Below are 17,642 nucleotides of genomic sequence, written 5' to 3'. Positions count from 1 at the left end.
AGCGGTAAAAGTAAGGATAAAATTTTATAAAATGAAACTTTGTTGCAATATTGAATGTCGCCAGCCTGGAAATAACAAGCAAAACATAAACTCTATGTTTGAGCAGTTAGCTTGTTGGATATGGGAAAAGAACTTCTTATAGCAGTATTAAATGCTATAGGGGATAATAGTTCTGAAGAAGGGAAAGCGCAAAACCGTAGAGTAGAGCTTGTGAAAAAATAATATAAATGCTGCAATATCGTAGAATTGTAGCTATTTGGCTTAAAAAAATCCCAGCTTTCGTTGGGATTTTTTTATTGAAGTTTTATTAAAGAATAATTCTTATCATCCGGTATTATTCGCTTTTAGGAATATCAGGTTTAATAAAAAAGACACATGCGCCGGCAGTCAGAAATAATATTCCGGAGACCATAATGGCTGAGGAAGGATTGCTGTTCAGAAAGAAATTAAAAATAGTCCCGAAAGACAGGGTCTGAATCAGCATGGGAATAACGATCATCATATTGATAACGCCCATGTAGATTCCCCTTTTCCGGTGCGGGATAGAAGGGGAAACGATGGAGTAGGGCAAGCCCATCATGGAAGCCCATCCAATTCCAAGAGCCACCATTGGGATAAGAATAGCATATTCATTCCTGATAAAAGGTAGCGTCATTATTCCCAATCCTGTAAGGAATAGACAGAAAATATAGGTGTTTTTTGAACTGAACTTTTTAGCAAAAGGTACCAGGAGCAATGCGGAAATCATGGTCACAATATTATAAGAGCCATTCATAAGTCCCGTTTGTCCTACTGCTACTTCTACCTGGTGCAATATGTTTTTTGCCCAAGTCAGGTCGGATGCTGCAATGGGTATTCCGCTTTTAGTGCTTTCCAGAAGATGATGGGCTTTCATTTCATCAGCTTCGGAAACGCCGTACAGTGACCATTTCAGCATGGGCGTGATAAACTGCCAGTACACAAAAAGGGCATACCACTGGAAAAGGTACACCAGGGCCAGTTGCCAGAGAACTTTTGGCATTTCTCTGATGGCAATGATTATTTCTATAAAAGGAGTAAAAAACGTGCTGCTTTCTCTGGCTTTTTTTATGTCCTTAAGCTCATCTTCGGTGGGCGGAATCTCCGGTGTTTTATACACAGACCAGACTACCGATGCAATGGAGCAGAAGGAACCTAAGAAAAACGAATAGTAAACCCAGACCGGAATACCGCCGTTCGTAGAATTTCCTGCGAGATATTTCTGAAAAACAAACAGTGAAAGATTTGCCAGGGTAATACCCGCCCCTACAAACAGGCTCTGCATCTGAAAGCCGAATGTCTGCTGGTCTTCGGGGAGCTTATCACCAATAAAAGCACGGTAAGGCTCCATAGCTGTATTATTCGCCGCGTCCAGGATCCATAACAAACCTGCTGCCATCCAGATGGTAGAACTGAAAGGGAATAAAAATAGAGCAATGCTGCAAAATAGAGCACCGAGCAAAAAGAATGGCTTTCTTCGTCCCCACCTAGGACTCCAGGTCTTATCGCTGATGGCTCCTATCAGAGGCTGTATCAATAACCCTGTGATGGGCCCGGCCAGATTCAGGATAGGAAGCTGCTCAGCATGGGCACCTAAAAAGGAATAAATAGGATTTACTGCCGTCTGCTGAAGTCCGAAACTGTACTGAATACCAAAAAATCCGACATTCATGTTCCAGATCTGCCAGAAGCTCAGATGGGGAATGATTCTTTTTGCTTTCATAAACCGGTATTTAAAAGTTCATAGTTTTTCCCCAGAATAAGATCTGCTTTATTTTTAAAATTTCTGATAATCTGATGTTCTATTTCCAATACTTTTTCTATAAAATCACTTTGTTCATCCCGGTTACGGTTCATCCGGTTTCTGTAAGTATCCTTATAATCCCTGTCTATGAAAATTTTAAAATCAAAAGCTTCAATTTCAAGGACGTAAGTGCCTTCTGCAATAATAATACTATATTCTGATGTATCCACTATTTCATTGCTTATAGTGTTCTCACCGTAGTTCACCAAAGGTTTTTCTATTTCCGGATCTCCATTTTTAAAGTCCCTTATATTTTGAGAAAGTGTATTGAGATCAACCTCATGTATGCCTACGTTGTCCAGAGATTTCAGACGGTTTTCGTGATTTGTTTTCGGGGGGAGTTTAAAGTAATCATCCATTTGCAGAACGATGCTCTTCAGGTTTTCCTGTTCCAGGATCTTCTGAACGGCAAAAGCTGTTACGGACTTTCCGCTTCCGCTTTCTCCTGCAATTCCTATCGCTATTTTCTGGTCTTTATGTAAAGTGAAACGTCTTTTCAGTATTTCTGTGATCTCTCTGGCGGTGGCCAGATGTTTTTCTTTCAGTTCGATAATATCTCCAATCATTTTTTTAATTTTTTGAACCTATCTTGGTTATTTGAAACAATGCTTTACAGCGACATGAAAAGATATCCGGATGCAGAAAAACAAAGCTGCCCGGTTCCCAGTGGCAAGAGCTTGTCTGTTGAATAATATTCTCTGAAATGCTCACCCTTTTCATGCATTAATGTTTCGTATTCCGTCATAATTTTTTCAGGAATTTCCCTGATTCCCTTTTTCTTAAGCCCCTGGCACAGCCATCCTAAAAATATAGGCCACGATCCTCCGTTATGAAAATGGTAGGGTTGGTTTTTAAAGCTGTAACTGTAGTTGTTTTCCAGTAAACGCCAATCGTCATCTCCAGGAAAAATAACCGGGTAAAAGACAGGAAGCATCCAGTGCTTAAACTCATCACGGATACCCTTTAGGAATTCTGAAAAAGCCTGTATATCCATTTCAAAATCTAAAAGTAGAGCCAGTGCATTTCCGGCCAGATCAAACCGTTCGTCGTATCCGTTTGCATTCAGTGACGCCCAGAAGTAGGGTTTTGCTGAAGCTTTTGCGTAGGCTGTTTCATGATACCTGGTTACATTGGAATCATTTTTATAAAAATTCTGCTGAATGAGATTTTTTGTGTTTTCCGATACTGCTTTTAATTCGGGATCATTATAAACTTCTGAGGTGTTTTTCAATGCCCAGTATCTCAGAACATTATCATACAGCGTATATCCTGATGTCACATATTCATCTGCCCAGTTTCCTCCAAGGGGGCTGTAGACCAAACCTCTCTGATTGTATTCCCAGGTCTTAAGGCATGAAAGCGCCTGATATATCTTCTCTTTCAGGCTGCTTTTAAGCGCATCATCTGATGTTGTTTTAAGGTATTCACAGGTCGTAACAATCCACCATGCCGTAGCATCCGTTCTTCCTACATGTGTTCCGTAACTCGCTTTGCCATTCACCACATTGGAAGGGATCTGCCCGTTTTCTGCCTGATGTTCGGCTAAGGTGAGAATAGATCTTTTAAGCCCGGAAATGATCTGCTCATCATGGATTAAAATTCCGGCATATCCTGCCATCATAGAATCCCTTGACCATACTCTTGCATAATTATCTTTTTGCTGTGCAGAGGCCAGAATGCCTTCTTTTGTAATGGCTTTTCTGATGATCTCAATGGCTTCCTGTTTAAACATATTTTTTATTTTTTTTAAATACAGAGCGGATTAAAAAAAAGAGTCCGTCCATAACCAACTATTAAAAATCAAATTTCACACTTGCGCTGTAGCTGCTTCCCGGAAGTGTTCTGGCTCTTACAATTCCATTTCCGCCTGCGATGGATCCTTCTTCGGCCTCCGTAACTGCAATGGCGTTAAAGATATTATTGGCATTCACATTTACTGAAAGGTTTTTCATAATCTGATAAGAAATGTAAGGATTTACAATAGCATATCCCGGCATTACCAGCTTATTGGAATCCTGGGTGTATGCTTTTGTGGTTCCGATCAGATAAAACCCGACATTCACTTTACCCATATTGAAATTCGGGTTTACGGAATACATCAGCTTAGGGGTTCTTCTCGGCGTGTTCCCAATAATAGAAGGGTCAAGTGCATTTTTGATCTCAGCGTGGGTATAAGTAAGCCCTGCTTTTACTTCAAAACTTTTTGTAATTCTGTAATATCCATCCAGCTCTACTCCCAGGGACTGGTATTTATTTTCTGTTTTCCTCTGGGTGGTTGCTTCGTAATTCGCTTCTTTTGTTCCGGCGTAGAAAAGTGTGGTATTCAGGAAATATCCCGCTCCTCTCAGTTTGTATCCCGCTTCTATCTGGTTAACCTTATTTACTTTTACAGCATCCAGTGCAGGATCGTCATTATTGGTATAATTATATCCTGAAAACAGGATTCTGTCTGCAGAAGCGCTTCCACCCTGGCTTACCCTGGCAAATACAGCATTTTTATTGTTGAGCGCATAATTGGCCCCCACCGAATATCCGAAAATGCCATATCTGTAGTTGACCGGAACATTAATGTTATCATTGGATCCCACCATTTGTTCAGGAATATCAATGACGCCGTTTCCATTCATATCAAGGCTGGTATAGGTAACGGTGGCGCCTGAAAAAGTTCCCGTTACTTTTCCGATATCGTATCTTGCTCCGGCATCTATCGTCAGCTGATCTGTTGCATTGATTTCAATCTGGGCATGGGGTGCGGTGATATCATATTTGGTATTGTAATCCCTCTTCAGGTTTCCCCAGTCTTTCATTCCGTAATTCAGTAAACCATGGTCTGTGATCAATGCTCCGGACGTATCTTTTACATCTACCAACCGGGCATTGCTGTCATTGACTTCCTGAATGTAATTGTTCCACATCCAGGACATATTGATGTTTTGTGTCGATTTATATAAGCCTGCATTCAATTTTAATCTGTTCCATTTCTTGTTGATATTCAGGTCATTCACGAAGTTATTGAAGTTGTTCAGCTTTACATTAAAAAGGGCCAGCTTCATATAATTGGCATTCATATCTACCGGAGTATTCGTCCCTGCATACACAGCACTTCCGAAATTGGTGAAATTAGCAGCAGTAAAGAAATCACTGCCTTTGCTTACACTGGCAGGAAAAGGGGCAATAAACTGTCCGCTGTTGGCCGCATAACGAATTTTTTCTTCCAGCTTCCAGCCTTCTCCAAGGTCATAATTAAACTCTGCCCCGATCACCTTTGAAAGGGAATGCATTCCATCCGAAACATCACTGTTAAAAATATTTCCGTCATTTCCTAAGGTTCTGTCGTGCTGAAGATTGATGGTTTGTAAAGCACCTGTGAGAATATTGTAATTCGGCAGGGAAGACCATTTAGGATCTCCGTCGGTTCCTGTAACGCCTACCGGCATCGGCATATAAGCGGCTGTTCTGTCGTCCAGGAGCTTTGCATATATTCTGAAGCTTCCTTTATCAAACTTTTTCAGTAAAGAAAGTCTGAACTGTCCGCCGTTATTGGAATTAAATCCGGTTTTTCTCGGTCCGTCCGATATCCTGTAAAATCCTCCTACTGCGATATAGGTATTTTCTGCTATGGATGTTCCGTAATCGAAATCTGTTCTGTAGTTTTTATAATTAAGACCAATCTGCTGCGTAATGCTTCCGCCTTCTTTTTCTCCTGTTTTTGTAATAAAATTGATGATCCCTGCCGGAGAATTGCTGGCAAAAACAGAGGCAGATCCTCCTCGTAAGGCTTCTACTCTGGAAACAAAAGAATCAAATCGGGTAAACTGGTCCTGCGTTCCGAAAGCAATGTCTCCAAACTGCATCACCGGTAAACCGTCTTCCTGGATCAGAAGGTATCTTGAACCTCCTGCCGAAACCGGAACTCCTCTTACCGTAATATTGGAATTTCCTTCCCCACCGGATGATTCCGAACGGATCCCCGGAATAGTACGGAAAATTTCCGCAGTTGTTCTTGGGGCAGCATTTTCTATATCTTTCATTTTTAATGTGGATATAGAAGTACTGGTTTTAATGGAAGCTTTAGGATTGGAATTTCCTGTGATCACCACTTCATCAATGGCCTTACTTTTTACAATCGTATCATTTTCTGTACTTTGGGAAAACATGAATGCAGCTGTATTCATCGTACCCAAAATAAGCAGTCTGGTAAAAATTTTTGATTCCATATCGTTTCGGAGTTTTTTTGTTATGATCCAAAAGTATTTTTTTTACCCTATGTAAAATGAGCTTTATCCCGTATGTTAAATGATAATTAAATTCAAACGTTTGCGCAATCGTTTGCGGTGGATAACTTATTTGAATTTTAACTTTTTAATAACATTTTTATGGTTAAAATTAACGTTTTTTTAACTTAGATTTGCTCCGAAAACAGTCCTGAATTAACCCAAAAATGGTCTCAATTAACTTATAATGAAAAGAGTCACAATAAAAGACATTGCCGAAATGCTGAACATCAGTGTATCTACAGTATCCCGGGCACTGAAGGATCATCCTGATATCAGCAATGCCGTAAAGCTTAAAGTAAAAGAGGCCGCAGAGACTTTTAATTACATCCCTAATGATTTCGCCATCAACTTCCGGAAGAAATCATCGAAAGTGATCGGGCTTATCATTCCTGAAATGTCAATGTTCTTTATTCCTTCTATTATTAAAGGAATATCTTCTGTGCTTCACAGTGAAGGATATCATTTCTTTCTGTTGTCTTCGGAAGAGTCTTTGATGAGGGAAAAGGAAAACATTATAACCTGCATCAACTCCCGGGTAGATGGAATCCTGATTTCTCTTACGCGATATACGAAAGATCTTTCCCACCTGCAGAGAGCCAGAGACATCGAGCTTCCTGTTGTTATTTTTGATAAAACGATCTCGCAAAATCATTTCGATGAAATTATTTTCGATAATGGACTGAATGCCGGAATGGCTGCCGAAAAGCTGATTGAAAGCCACTGTAAAAGTATACTGGCTGTTTTTGGTGATGAAAACCTGGAAATAACCCAAACCAGAAGAGATTTCTTTCTTGAAAAACTAAAAGACAATCCGGACATCAAATGCAAGGTGATCTACTGTAAATCTGCCGATGAGGTAAAAGACAAGCTCAGTACCATTCTGGAGTATGAACATTTTGACGGCTATTTTGCCATGAGTGACGAAACGCTTGCAGGATTGCACAGTTCATTAGTTAAAAATAAATTACAGGCCTCTGCAGTAAAGGTAATTGCTATTACAGAAGGTATTCTTCCCAAGTACCTTGATGATTCTTATGAATGTATTATTAATGATGGATATAGCATGGGGACTTTGGCGGCAACAAAAATTTTGGAGATAATAAAGGGGAGTTGAATTGGGAGTGTAAGTATTTTTAATAGTTATAATTGTAATTCATTGACTTTAAACTTGATCAAAAGTCAGGAGACTTCTTCGATTTCAATCTCTTCAAATATTTTTATACCATTAATAATCTCTGTTGATTCTAAAATTTGACTTAATTTAAAGTGTCTTATATGGCCATTTCGTAGAAGACAGTTCGCAACAATAAAAAAAGAATCTTCATTACTTTCTGGATCGATATAAGGTTCCTTATATAATACTTTAATAGTCCGATTAGTTATTTTGTTAAATTTATCCCTATATTTTATGAAACAATATTCTTGTTCATGGAAGGTATTTTCAGTGATGGGATAGAAAGTGGTCTTATATCTAGGATATGTAGAGGCAAAGATTGTTGATTTTTCAATAAAATCTAATGAATAAAGATTGTCTATTGTATATGATGATGTCTTTTGTTTTGCATAGTCAAATGCATTTATTTTGTAGTAATAGTGATTGAAAATGATCTCTATAGGTTTAATAATGTTATTTATCACCTTGTTAGGGCTATCTTCTAATTCTAATATGTGTTTTCCTTTTAAACTTGCAATTAAGAAATTATTTTCGGCAATTCCTGCCATAATCATCTCAACAAACTCTGTCTGATTAACAATAAAACCTAAAATTTTACTTGGTATAAATTCTTCTGAATAAGATGAAGTTTTAGGATTATACCACTTACATTTAAAAATATATTTAGAAAGATCTTTTTCAATAGAGTCTGATTTAGTAGAAGAAAATCTTTTTTCCTCCTTATTTTTCACAATATCTATAATAGTCATTACTGGAGGTAGGAATTCAAGATGGTTATTTTCTTTATTTGTACGGATCCCATCTGAACTGTCAATAAAAATCTTTTTTTTATTGAGTTCGAAATCTACACTTTTTAAACAAACCATTTTATTCAGGTATAAACTTTTCAAATACTCTAAATCAAAATCATCAATTTTAATAAATTCATCAATATTTAAATATGTTTCTGGAGCAGCAAGTTTTTTTAATTGTTCAGCTTTAATCCATTTATCTATATATTTTCCTTCTTTTGTAGAATAATAATAACACCGAAGTTGAATTTCAGATTGCTTACCAGTTGAAGTATTGTATTCATCCTTATTCAAAATCTCGCCAACAATCATAATTGGAGGTGTCATATCTGCATTTGCAGCAATTTTAATTTTGTGATTTGAACTTAAATAAGGATGATTTTGAAGACATACGAAATCCCCGATATTAAACGAGCTCATTATTAATTATTTTCATGGTTATTATCCCAAATATAAGAATTATTTCATATTTTTGAAATGCTTGCAAAAAGTAGTGTAATTACGTCTAGAATAAGATAAAAGATCTTTTTAGATTTACTTATAACAAGTGGGTTATAAGGTTAGCGAATTTCATCGAAGGCTCACCGAAAGGACAGCCCGATATAAAGGAAATCAGTACCAATTTACTAAGAATTATTGAAACTACCAAAAGGGTAACTTTATTTATTAACTTTATCATCTTTGTCTTCATAATTTATCAGTATAACTATTAGTTCTGGGATTACAGTCTCTGCTATGCTTAATACTATTTCCACCAATTACGGAATTATCAATGACTCAATATTAATAATTTGGGTACTTATCTGAGCGAAAGCTGTATGTAATTATAAAACGTTATTGACTTTTTGCAAGTATTTTTTATGAATGAGAAACCTAGCTGGCTTAAAGAAAAAGGCTACTTACACATTTCCCCCTCTCTGAAAATAGGAGAAGAATGGCAAAATTACTACCGTAACATAATTAATAAAAATTTTGTTGCAAAGTATGCGTTTTATCCACTTATTCATACAAATATAATCGATCGAAAATACAAGAAAGCAGATCCAGAAAAACACAAAACTCGAGGTAGAAGGCACTGTCATGTGAATGAGAAAACAGGAAAAGCTGAAAAATCAAACAAGCTTAGACCTTTACATTATGCCAGTCATATGGATGCTTTGATTTATGGATATTACAAAGAAATACTTGACGAATTATATGAAAAAAAGTTGAAGGAAAATCCCCAATTAGATTCTTCAGTAAACGCATATCGTAAAATTGAAATCTCGAAAGAAGATAAAAAAGGAAAAAGCACAATCCATTTTGCAAAAGAAGCATTTGATGAAATCAAGAAGAGGGGTAAAGGTGAAGAAGTTTGTGTTTTAACGTTTGATTTGAAAAGCTTCTTTCCAAGTTTGAATCATCAATTCTTAAAACAAAAATGGAAGTGGCTTTTAGGTGTTGATGAGCTTCCAAAAGACCATTATAATGTGTTTAAAGCTTGTACAAAATTTAGATATGTTCTGCTTGATGACTTAAGAGTCCGGAATAATCGAAATGGAAGAAAGTTGGGCTTTGATGAATCAAAACTTGCAAAGATTAGAAAAGAAAAAGGATATAAATGCTTCTTTCAAAGTAATGAAGAATTTCGGAGAACAATTAAGGAGGGAAAATTACGTATTTATAAAAATCCTTTTTACTCGAAGGATAAAATTAATGTTGGAATTCCACAAGGTTTACCAATTAGTGCTTTACTTGCAAATTTGTATTTATACGACTTTGATTTGAAAATTATAACTGATCTTGTTGAAGAGAGGGGGGTGTATTACAGACGATATTCGGATGATATTGTTGTAGTTTGCAAACCTAGTCAATCAGAATTTATTGAGGAATATATTTATGCTCTTGTAAAAGAAAGTAAAGTGAATATTAGTGAAAATAAAACTGAAAAATTTATTTTTAGAAATGTTATGTATTCTCCAAAACATACCAATACAAGATTAGCATGTTTTAAGATTGATAAAAAAACTAACCTTGAAACGGAAACTCCATTATTATATTTAGGTTTTGAATTTAGAGGCTATAAAACTGTAATTAAATCAGCTAATTTATCAAAATATTACAGAAAAATAATTTCAGTTACAAAGCGTAGGTGTCATAGGATTAAAAAGGTTTTAGATAAAAATCCTGAAACAAAAAAAGCGATTTTTATGAGTCAGGTTAAAAAATTATATAATAGACCATTAAAAATAAGTGATTCAGAAAGTTCTGAGAAAAAAAGTTTAAGAAGGAAATTTAGCTCATTAAGAAAAAATGAAAGAGGCTTTTATGAATTTTCTCATTATAGGCCTACAAATCCTAAAAAAGATTCCAATTATTATTCTTATGTAAAACGGTGCTGTTCAATTTTTGAGGAGGAGCACTTTATGAATCAGATAAAGAAGAGAAAGCATATTGTATTTAGATGTATTAGCAAACAATTTAAATCATAATTAATTAAAAAATTGAAATTCAGAGAATGTGATTTATTTCTGATTTAGTAAATATTGTAAACTTTGAATTTTCTCTTTTAGTTCATCAAAAGTTATAATTTCAGCATCCTTATAATTATTTCTTTGTATTTCAAAAGAATAGCGTTGTTGTTCTGATAAATCATTCAAATTTCCAATTAATACAATACATTTAGAATTAAAAGTCTCAAAATTTTCTTTTGTTTTATTCTTTCCTTTCAAATTGTAAAATTCCTTTTGAAAGTTATCCCTTTGATTAAGCACTTGTGCAACGGATCCAGATAAATCTTTTGAAGCTCCGAATACATCATCTCCTCTGTAGGCTATATTTTCAGTCAATTTGGTTTTATGAGTTTTAATTTCTAGAAATGAAACGTTGTCACTTAAATTTTTTAATAAGAAGTCGTTATATTTACCGTTAGTATTATCTAAAGTTTTACCACCAACATACGCCTCTCGTTTATGTAAAATAACTGGTTGTGCAAATATTGTTGAAAGGACCCAACTATTATCTCTTAGAAACTCCTGCCACTTTTGTTCCAAATTATCAGCATTACTTTTTAATGAATAAATCTCATCAAATTTTTTAAGAGTTTTTTGTATATACTTACTATCAACTATTTCTTTTGTTTTAGCTAATGAATCTGTTGACAAAAAGTCTGTGCTTAAAGATAATTTATCAAATAAGTCTTGAATTGCACTTTTATCTGCATCTGAAAATTCATCAATTGAATTTCCCCATTTTGCTATTGAAGATGCTAGATCATTTTCGACATATGTTTTTTCAGGTGCCTTAAAATTCCTTGGAAATAGTTTATTTAATCCAATCTGTAAACTTAAACTAATTTCACCTTTATTTTTCTTATAAATTTCACTGAATGATTTATTTAAATATTCCAAATCTTTTTCAGATAAAAATAATTTTCTATTCTTCTTATCTAGCTTTGTTATTCCTTCATTTTCAATTATTACTTCTTCAATGTGGAAGTTATCGTTTATGTAAAATGCAAATGGATTTAATGTTTTTGTGAAACCATATCCTAATTTAAATGATTTCACAACACCAACGGGTAAATTACCTTTAAAGCCTTTATATATAAATTTCCTTATAGTTTTATACTTATGCTGGCTATCAAATCCTCTAGGATAATGAATTTCTTCATCAACTTTTTTAAAAATTTCCTTAGAAATATAATCTATTGAATTTTCTTCGTCAATGTAATGATATACATCTTTAGAGATTAATGTTTTTTTTAAAATTTCTCCTTTTATTGCCATTTATGAGTGGGAGTTGGTTAAAATTGTTGTATAATAGTTTCACACTTATCGAAAATTTATCTAATAATCCAAATATACAAAATTGTATACTTATTTTCCTATGGTTTCCCGTAAACAACAAAAATATAAATCATTATGAAATTTTGAGTCAGTATTTTCACGGAATTTCTTTAAAGTTTCAACAAAAAAAATCCTAACTTTCATCAGGATTTTCTCTTATTTTGATTTTTAAATTCTTTTTGTAGCTGATCGATTTCAATTTCAATCCTCTTTAATTCTTTCTCATTTAATTTTGTAAATAAATGTAATAGATCAATTTCAAGAAAATTACAGAATGTGACAAGACTTTCAATGGTTGGATTCGTTTCTGCTCTTTCAATTCTACCAACATGGTTACTTGAAATATTGAGCTCATTTCCAAGCTGAAACTGTGAAAGCCCTCTTTTTAACCTATATAATTGAATAAGCTTTCCAATTTGAAACTTTAATTCTTCTATTTCCCATTTATACATTTAGTAAATTTTGGACTTTCTATAATTTTTCATCAACACATATATGTATTTTTATTTATTTTTTTATTACATTTATAAAAAAATACAAACACATGAAAAAGATAAAAACACATTTCGATCCTCGGTTTCGGGCTAACAAGATGCCTTCCGGCTTGCAGCTGATGGAAGCTTTCTTTCAATTCAATGAGCTGGATGTTTCCAAAGAAAGGCTCAGCAACATGATGAATTATGCGGTAAAAAGGAATAGCTGGATCCATGAAGATCCGGCGGTCATCTTTGAGTTTTACCAGTCGATGAGGTCACTGATCCGGGCTGGCTATCTCATCATGCTGAAGGAAAGGAAATGGACGGTTGATACCCGGCCGGAAAAGATTTCCCCGTGGGTTCTTGGCCTGCTTTCAGAGAAGGAATACCGGAATCCGCTGCTGGTTTTCAAAACAGCATTCAGGGAATACACCCCCAAAGAATTTCATTATTTTATGTCCGGAATCGTCTATTTCTCAATGGGTGTCTATGAAAATCTACCGGAAAGGAATATCGTGATGCCGTATATCCATACGGTTAAAATGCTGGATGCGGCACACCTTATCCTTGAAAGAAGGAGAGAAAAGAAAATGGCAGGTACAAATTCAGGATAAGAAGACTATGCGAAACTTCTCAAAATATCATTTGAGTATTTTCTTGATTATTTACACTTCAAAATTTAATGCGTCAATTTCTGTCGTTATACAGCAATATCTTTGCAGTATGGTAATCGTAACATTTTGTAAATGAATAATCAAACATGATGTAATTCATATTAAATCTTTTTAAAGTGAAATTAACAAGTCATAAAAAGCGTTAAATTTGCACGCTTTTATATCAGACGGAATTAAACTAAAAAATATATACCATAAAGGATGAAAAAACTCTACTTCAGTGTACTTTCTACGTGCATTATTTCCGGGCTATCAGCCCAGGAAGTGGTTTGGCAAAAAGACATCAAATCTTCTACCCAGGATTTCCTGAGCCAGGTAACCACAACAATCGATCAGCAGTATCTGATAACAGGAAGTGTCATACAGGCTGGAAACCAGAAGAAGGATGCAGGAAGCAATACCCAGCAAAATAATGGATACGACTTTCATTTGGTGAAGCTGAACCAACAGGGAGACCAGGTTTGGGAAAAATATTTCTCAGGAAACAATCATGATTATTTGTCTTCTACCGTAGCTACGCAGGAAGGAGGCTTTCTAATTTCAGGAACCTCATATTCCGGAAAGGGATCGGATAAAAAAGATGACTCCAAAGGAGGATCAGATATCTGGCTCATCAGGATTAATGAATTTGGAGATGAATTGTGGCAGAAGACCTTGGGAACAAGTGCTGATGAAGAAGCCAGATCGGTTATCCAAACCACAGATTTAGGATTTGTTGTAGCCGGAAATGTTCAGAATGCATCCAAAGGCTATGGTTCAAAAGATATCCTGGTTATCAGATTGGATAAAAACGGAAAAGAACTCTCACAGCTTATTCTAGGAGGAAGAGGATTAGACGAAGTGGAAAAGATGATCCCCACAAGAGACGGAGGAGCACTTCTGGGAATCTATTCAAGAAGTTCAGAGTTTCGTGTTTCCGATTCCGGGAATCAAAACTCAGCCACAGGAACCTCAGGTTCCGTATCCCGCTATGCAAAAACCACTGAAAACTTTGGTGAAGGAGACTACTGGATCATAAAACTAAACAAAGAGGGAAAGGTAGAATGGGAAAAGAACCTGGGAGGAAAAGGAGATGATCATCTAAGAACACTGGTTTTAACCTCAAACGGTTATCTCATCGGAGGAGAATCCAGAAGTGAGAGATCCGGAAACAAAACAGTAGGAATAGAAGAAGGAACAGATTTGTGGCTGGTTTCTTTAAATGAAAGAGGAGATGAACAGTGGCAAAAATCCTACAACTTCAAAAACAGGGATGTTTTGATGGGTATGACTGCCCTAAATCAGCTATCAACTGACAACTCTCAACCCTCAACTAAAGGAATATTGTTGGGTGGATATACTCAGGCAGAAGGAAGAATAGAAACAGATGATGAAACATTCTGGATGCTGTATCTGGATCATAATGGAAATGAACAGTGGAGAAAGCATGTGAAGGGAGAATCCAGAAAAAGAGAGGAGAGATTATCGGATATTAAGCTGAACAGGGATGGTTCCATCATTTTAGCAGGAACCAGTGCAGAGGAATTAGGGAAGGAGAACTGGAAGATTGTGAAGCTGGGAGATAAACAACTGGATCAGTTAATCGAAAGACAAGACATCAAGATCTACCCGAATCCGGTATCTGATTATGCTTATGTAGAAATAGGCTTTGATTTCAGGGAAGCGGATATTACTTTGTATGATATGGGCGGAAGACAGCTTCAGAATCTAAAAACCAAGAATAAGGTTACGAAGATTAATACACAGCCATTGATACAAGGTGCTTATCTGGTGGTGATCAAAACGGATACGAATAAAACGGCTAATGCTAAATTGATTAAAAAATAAATTACCAATGAGGAATATATATATACTACTGATATACATTTTTGCATATACTTTATATCATGGTCAGACCCAAAGCCAAAATACAATAGGTATAATGCCTGTACCCTCGGTAGCTTCGCTGGCTACCTATAATAATATTCCTGTTTCTGTTCAAACTGGAGTTCCAGATATATCCTATTCTTTGTTTGAGGTATCTACAAATAATAAGTTTGTAAGTGTTAATTTACAACTAAGCTACCATACAGGAAATGTTTCTAAGGAGATGTGGTCGGGAGAAGTAGGAACGGGTTGGGCATTATTAGGACAAGGTGTTATCTCTAGAGAAGTTTTGGGTGATTTTGATGAATCATTTGACAATTCATCAGCCTTTTATTACATAAAAAATGAATTTGATGATATTTACAATTTTAGTATTCCTGGAGAAACAGGGAAATTCAGAGTTCTGAGAAATAAAGGAAGCGATGTATTTGAAATTATAAAGTTAAGTCCATTTAATTCTAAATTAGAATATACAAGAACAAGCAATACTTCCACCTTAATATTTGACTCTTTTACTGTAACAAATGATAAAGGAATTAAATACAAATTTCAAAATTATGATCTTTCAACAATGCGTGTATGGATGTATGATCACCCATTGGAAGGATCAATGTATGCCGATAGAAATTATAGGAGTGCCTTTTATTTAAATTCTATTTTGGATGAAAACAATCAAGAACTTGTAAAATATAGTTACCTAAAAGACACAAAATATGTACCAGGTACTTCAAATTTAGTCATAGAATCAGAAACGAACAAAGTTAGCAAAATAGAAATTAAAGATAGAGGAATCATAGAGTTAAATTATGATAAAAATGAGTCGGTAGATAAAAAGACCGATAGATTTAGCATTAACAATATTGTTTTAAAAAATATTAATAATCAATTTATTAAAAGATACAAATTTGATTATGATTACTCACCCAATCGAAGACTAAGAGCTTTTAAGCAAGTGGATGCTGCTGAAAATGAGATTGAAAAGTATACATTTAATTATCAATTAGTATCAAGTCCTATTTCTGAGGGTGACCAAGAATCATTAGAAGTATTAAAAAATGTTAAATTACCAACCGCAGGAATGGTTGAATATAATTTTGATCTTGTTCGTTCTTATTATACAGATATTACAAAAACATATACATCACCACCTGTAGAATTGGCTACTGTATCTTTTGATCAATTTAATGCCAGTACTAAAAAATATTATTTCACTCTTACCCAAAATAAAGAAATAATGATAAATATACCCTCACAGCTTCTTTCTGGATTTTGGTCGTTGAATTTTTTTAAAAAAGAAGGAAACACTTATAAAATGCTTCCCTTCACACTAGATGTTAACTCGCAATCAATGGAAAAAAGGATATATCCACCAGGAGAATACTATGTTTCTTTAGAAAATTCAGATCCTTCAGCTCCCTTCAATGGCCCAATTAATTTTAAAGCGCTTTACTATGACCAGGACCCTATTGAAACGGTTAATTTGATCGCTGGAAAAGCCAGGCTGCTAAGGATTAGGAGTATAAAATATTTTAATGAAGAATCTGTAGGCTTGGTTGCAGCCAGAATGGAAGAGTATAATTACAACAAATTTGATGACCCTTCAATCACTAGTGGATATTATACAGAGATGGGATCAAATTCAGATCTCAAACCTGTAAATCCAATAGCTGTCTATAAAAATGTAAAAGTAACTAATGGAAATGGTTATACGAAATATTACTTTAAAGCAGCTGATGCTTATCCTTCTCAGCCAACTGCTGATCATGACCGGGCTTACTGGCCATATTTTAACATTATGAGAAGTGGTCTAATAGAAAAAAAAGAGATATATAATTCTTTGAATCAAAAGATTACTGAAGATGTTTTTGAATATACGATCAATGATGATGCATCTCCAACATATTTGTCAATTCCGACGTGGATGGGAGGTAATTTTTATATGAACACTTCATGGATAAAAAATCAAAAAATAAACTCTAAAACTTTTTTTAATAATGGTATAAGTGAATCGCAATCAGAGACTGTAAGAAATACGAGTAATTATAAGATAAATCTTGAAAAACTTATTTCTTTTGATGGGACAATTGAGGAAACAACTTATCAATATGCTTTGGATAAAAACAATCAAAAGCTTATTGGAGCCAATATGATTGGTATTCCTTTGGAAATAACTTCTGTAATAAAGAAAACACCTTCTGATACAGGAAAAATAATGTCAAAATCAGAAACAAAATATGATAATGTTGCTAACAAGTTTCCATCTTCTATCATTTCTTATGATACTCAAAATATCCTTGCGTCAGAAACGATTTTCAATCAATATGATATCAAAGGGAATTTACAACAGTATACGACTAAAGACGGAATCCCTGTTTCAATAGTTTGGGGTTATAATAAGACACTGCCTATTGCTAAGATTGAAGGCGCGACGTACAGTCAAATAAATTCATATGTAGCAGATATTATAGCTAAATCTGATGCTGATAAAGATGATGTATCTGAACAGAATCTGCAGAATGCTTTGAGCCTTTTCAGAAATAACTCCAATCTCAGAAATTACCAGATCACAACCTATGTTTATGATCCTTTGATCGGTATGAAAAGTATGACCCCTCCTTCAGGGATCCGTGAGATTTATAAATATGATAGTGCCAACAGGCTGGATCAGGTTATCGATGAAAACGGAAAAGTATTAAAAAAATATAGATATAACTACAAACATTAAATGTAAAATG

Annotated in this window: 12 protein-coding genes; 5 read left to right on the top strand and 7 right to left on the bottom strand. The window is 34.9% G+C overall.

Annotated features, from left to right (window positions below; translation table 11 throughout):
• Window positions 1-334: 334 nt before the first annotated feature.
• The 4 genes from PFY10_06365 to PFY10_06350 all read right to left on the bottom strand — a co-directional run bounded on the left by PFY10_06365 (window position 335) and on the right by PFY10_06350 (window position 6,039).
• The gene (locus PFY10_06365) at window positions 335-1,741 is read right to left on the bottom strand and encodes an MFS transporter (protein ID WBV58063.1); all 1,407 of its coding nucleotides are present in this window, start codon (window positions 1,739-1,741) and stop codon (window positions 335-337) included.
• Window positions 1,738-2,388, bottom strand: coding sequence for a zeta toxin family protein (locus PFY10_06360; GenBank protein WBV58062.1), 651 nt, complete (start codon window positions 2,386-2,388; stop codon window positions 1,738-1,740). The genes PFY10_06365 and PFY10_06360 overlap by 4 nt, the downstream gene beginning before the upstream one ends.
• Window positions 2,389-2,432: 44 nt before the next feature.
• Window positions 2,433-3,554 carry a hypothetical protein gene (locus PFY10_06355; protein WBV58061.1) on the bottom strand — a complete coding sequence of 374 codons (1,122 nt, stop codon included), beginning with the start codon at window positions 3,552-3,554 and terminating at the stop codon, window positions 2,433-2,435.
• Between the two features lie 61 nt (window positions 3,555-3,615).
• Window positions 3,616-6,039 (bottom strand): TonB-dependent receptor, encoded by a 2,424-nt coding sequence (locus tag PFY10_06350; GenBank protein ID WBV58060.1) that lies wholly within the window; start codon window positions 6,037-6,039, stop codon window positions 3,616-3,618.
• Window positions 6,040-6,283: 244 nt separating this feature from the next.
• Between PFY10_06350 and PFY10_06345 the strand changes: the two genes are divergently transcribed.
• Window positions 6,284-7,213: a LacI family DNA-binding transcriptional regulator gene (locus PFY10_06345; GenBank protein WBV58059.1), complete on the top strand. Its 930-nt coding sequence runs from the start codon at window positions 6,284-6,286 to the stop codon at window positions 7,211-7,213.
• 65 nt (window positions 7,214-7,278) lie between these two features.
• On the opposite strand, the gene PFY10_06340 is transcribed toward PFY10_06345, so the two are convergent.
• Window positions 7,279-8,484, bottom strand: a complete 1,206-nt coding sequence (locus tag PFY10_06340) for a hypothetical protein (protein WBV58058.1) — start codon at window positions 8,482-8,484, stop codon at window positions 7,279-7,281.
• Between the two features lie 440 nt (window positions 8,485-8,924).
• On the opposite strand from PFY10_06340, the gene PFY10_06335 reads away from it, so the two are divergent.
• Window positions 8,925-10,535, top strand: coding sequence for a reverse transcriptase domain-containing protein (locus PFY10_06335; GenBank protein WBV58057.1), 1,611 nt, complete (start codon window positions 8,925-8,927; stop codon window positions 10,533-10,535).
• 33 nt (window positions 10,536-10,568) lie between these two features.
• Here PFY10_06335 and PFY10_06330 read toward each other — a convergent pair whose 3' ends face one another.
• Together PFY10_06330 and PFY10_06325 are read right to left on the bottom strand one after the other, a co-directional pair.
• Entirely contained in the window at window positions 10,569-11,831 is a 1,263-nt protein-coding gene (locus tag PFY10_06330) for a DUF4263 domain-containing protein (protein WBV58056.1), read from the bottom strand.
• Between the two features lie 203 nt (window positions 11,832-12,034).
• On the bottom strand, window positions 12,035-12,343 hold the full coding sequence (locus PFY10_06325) for a helix-turn-helix transcriptional regulator (GenBank protein WBV58055.1): 309 nt from the start codon (window positions 12,341-12,343) through the stop codon (window positions 12,035-12,037).
• Window positions 12,344-12,435: 92 nt separating this feature from the next.
• Between PFY10_06325 and PFY10_06320 the strand changes: the two genes are divergently transcribed.
• The 3 genes from PFY10_06320 (at window position 12,436) to PFY10_06310 (ending at window position 17,632) form a co-directional block, all read left to right on the top strand.
• Window positions 12,436-12,981, top strand: coding sequence for a hypothetical protein (locus PFY10_06320; GenBank protein ID WBV58054.1), 546 nt, complete (start codon window positions 12,436-12,438; stop codon window positions 12,979-12,981).
• A 261-nt stretch (window positions 12,982-13,242) separates the two neighbouring features.
• On the top strand, window positions 13,243-14,868 hold the full coding sequence (locus tag PFY10_06315) for a T9SS type A sorting domain-containing protein (protein ID WBV58053.1): 1,626 nt from the start codon (window positions 13,243-13,245) through the stop codon (window positions 14,866-14,868).
• Window positions 14,869-14,875: 7 nt separating this feature from the next.
• Window positions 14,876-17,632, top strand: a complete 2,757-nt coding sequence (locus tag PFY10_06310; GenBank protein ID WBV58052.1) for a hypothetical protein — start codon at window positions 14,876-14,878, stop codon at window positions 17,630-17,632.
• The last annotated feature ends 10 nt before the right edge of the window (window positions 17,633-17,642 follow it).

Origin of the sequence: Chryseobacterium daecheongense (assembly GCA_027920525.1) — a bacterium.
Lineage (GTDB): Bacteria > Bacteroidota > Bacteroidia > Flavobacteriales > Weeksellaceae > Chryseobacterium > Chryseobacterium proteolyticum.
The sequence above is the reverse complement of the archived record's forward strand: the minus strand, read 5'-3'. Positions and strand labels throughout refer to the sequence as shown.

Bases quoted from the DNA above. Each gene is read 5' to 3' on its own strand.
- PFY10_06365 (WBV58063.1), bottom strand. From the start codon at position 1,741: ATGAAAGCAAAAAGAATCATTCCCCATCTGAGCTTCTGGCAGATCTGG.
- PFY10_06360 (WBV58062.1), bottom strand. From the start codon at position 2,388: ATGATTGGAGATATTATCGAACTGAAAGAAAAACATCTGGCCACCGCC.
- PFY10_06355 (WBV58061.1), bottom strand. From the start codon at position 3,554: ATGTTTAAACAGGAAGCCATTGAGATCATCAGAAAAGCCATTACAAAA.
- PFY10_06350 (WBV58060.1), bottom strand. From the start codon at position 6,039: ATGGAATCAAAAATTTTTACCAGACTGCTTATTTTGGGTACGATGAAT.
- PFY10_06345 (WBV58059.1), top strand. From the start codon at position 6,284: ATGAAAAGAGTCACAATAAAAGACATTGCCGAAATGCTGAACATCAGT.
- PFY10_06340 (WBV58058.1), bottom strand. From the start codon at position 8,484: ATGAGCTCGTTTAATATCGGGGATTTCGTATGTCTTCAAAATCATCCT.
- PFY10_06335 (WBV58057.1), top strand. From the start codon at position 8,925: ATGAATGAGAAACCTAGCTGGCTTAAAGAAAAAGGCTACTTACACATT.
- PFY10_06330 (WBV58056.1), bottom strand. From the start codon at position 11,831: ATGGCAATAAAAGGAGAAATTTTAAAAAAAACATTAATCTCTAAAGAT.
- PFY10_06325 (WBV58055.1), bottom strand. From the start codon at position 12,343: ATGTATAAATGGGAAATAGAAGAATTAAAGTTTCAAATTGGAAAGCTT.
- PFY10_06320 (WBV58054.1), top strand. From the start codon at position 12,436: ATGAAAAAGATAAAAACACATTTCGATCCTCGGTTTCGGGCTAACAAG.
- PFY10_06315 (WBV58053.1), top strand. From the start codon at position 13,243: ATGAAAAAACTCTACTTCAGTGTACTTTCTACGTGCATTATTTCCGGG.
- PFY10_06310 (WBV58052.1), top strand. From the start codon at position 14,876: ATGAGGAATATATATATACTACTGATATACATTTTTGCATATACTTTA.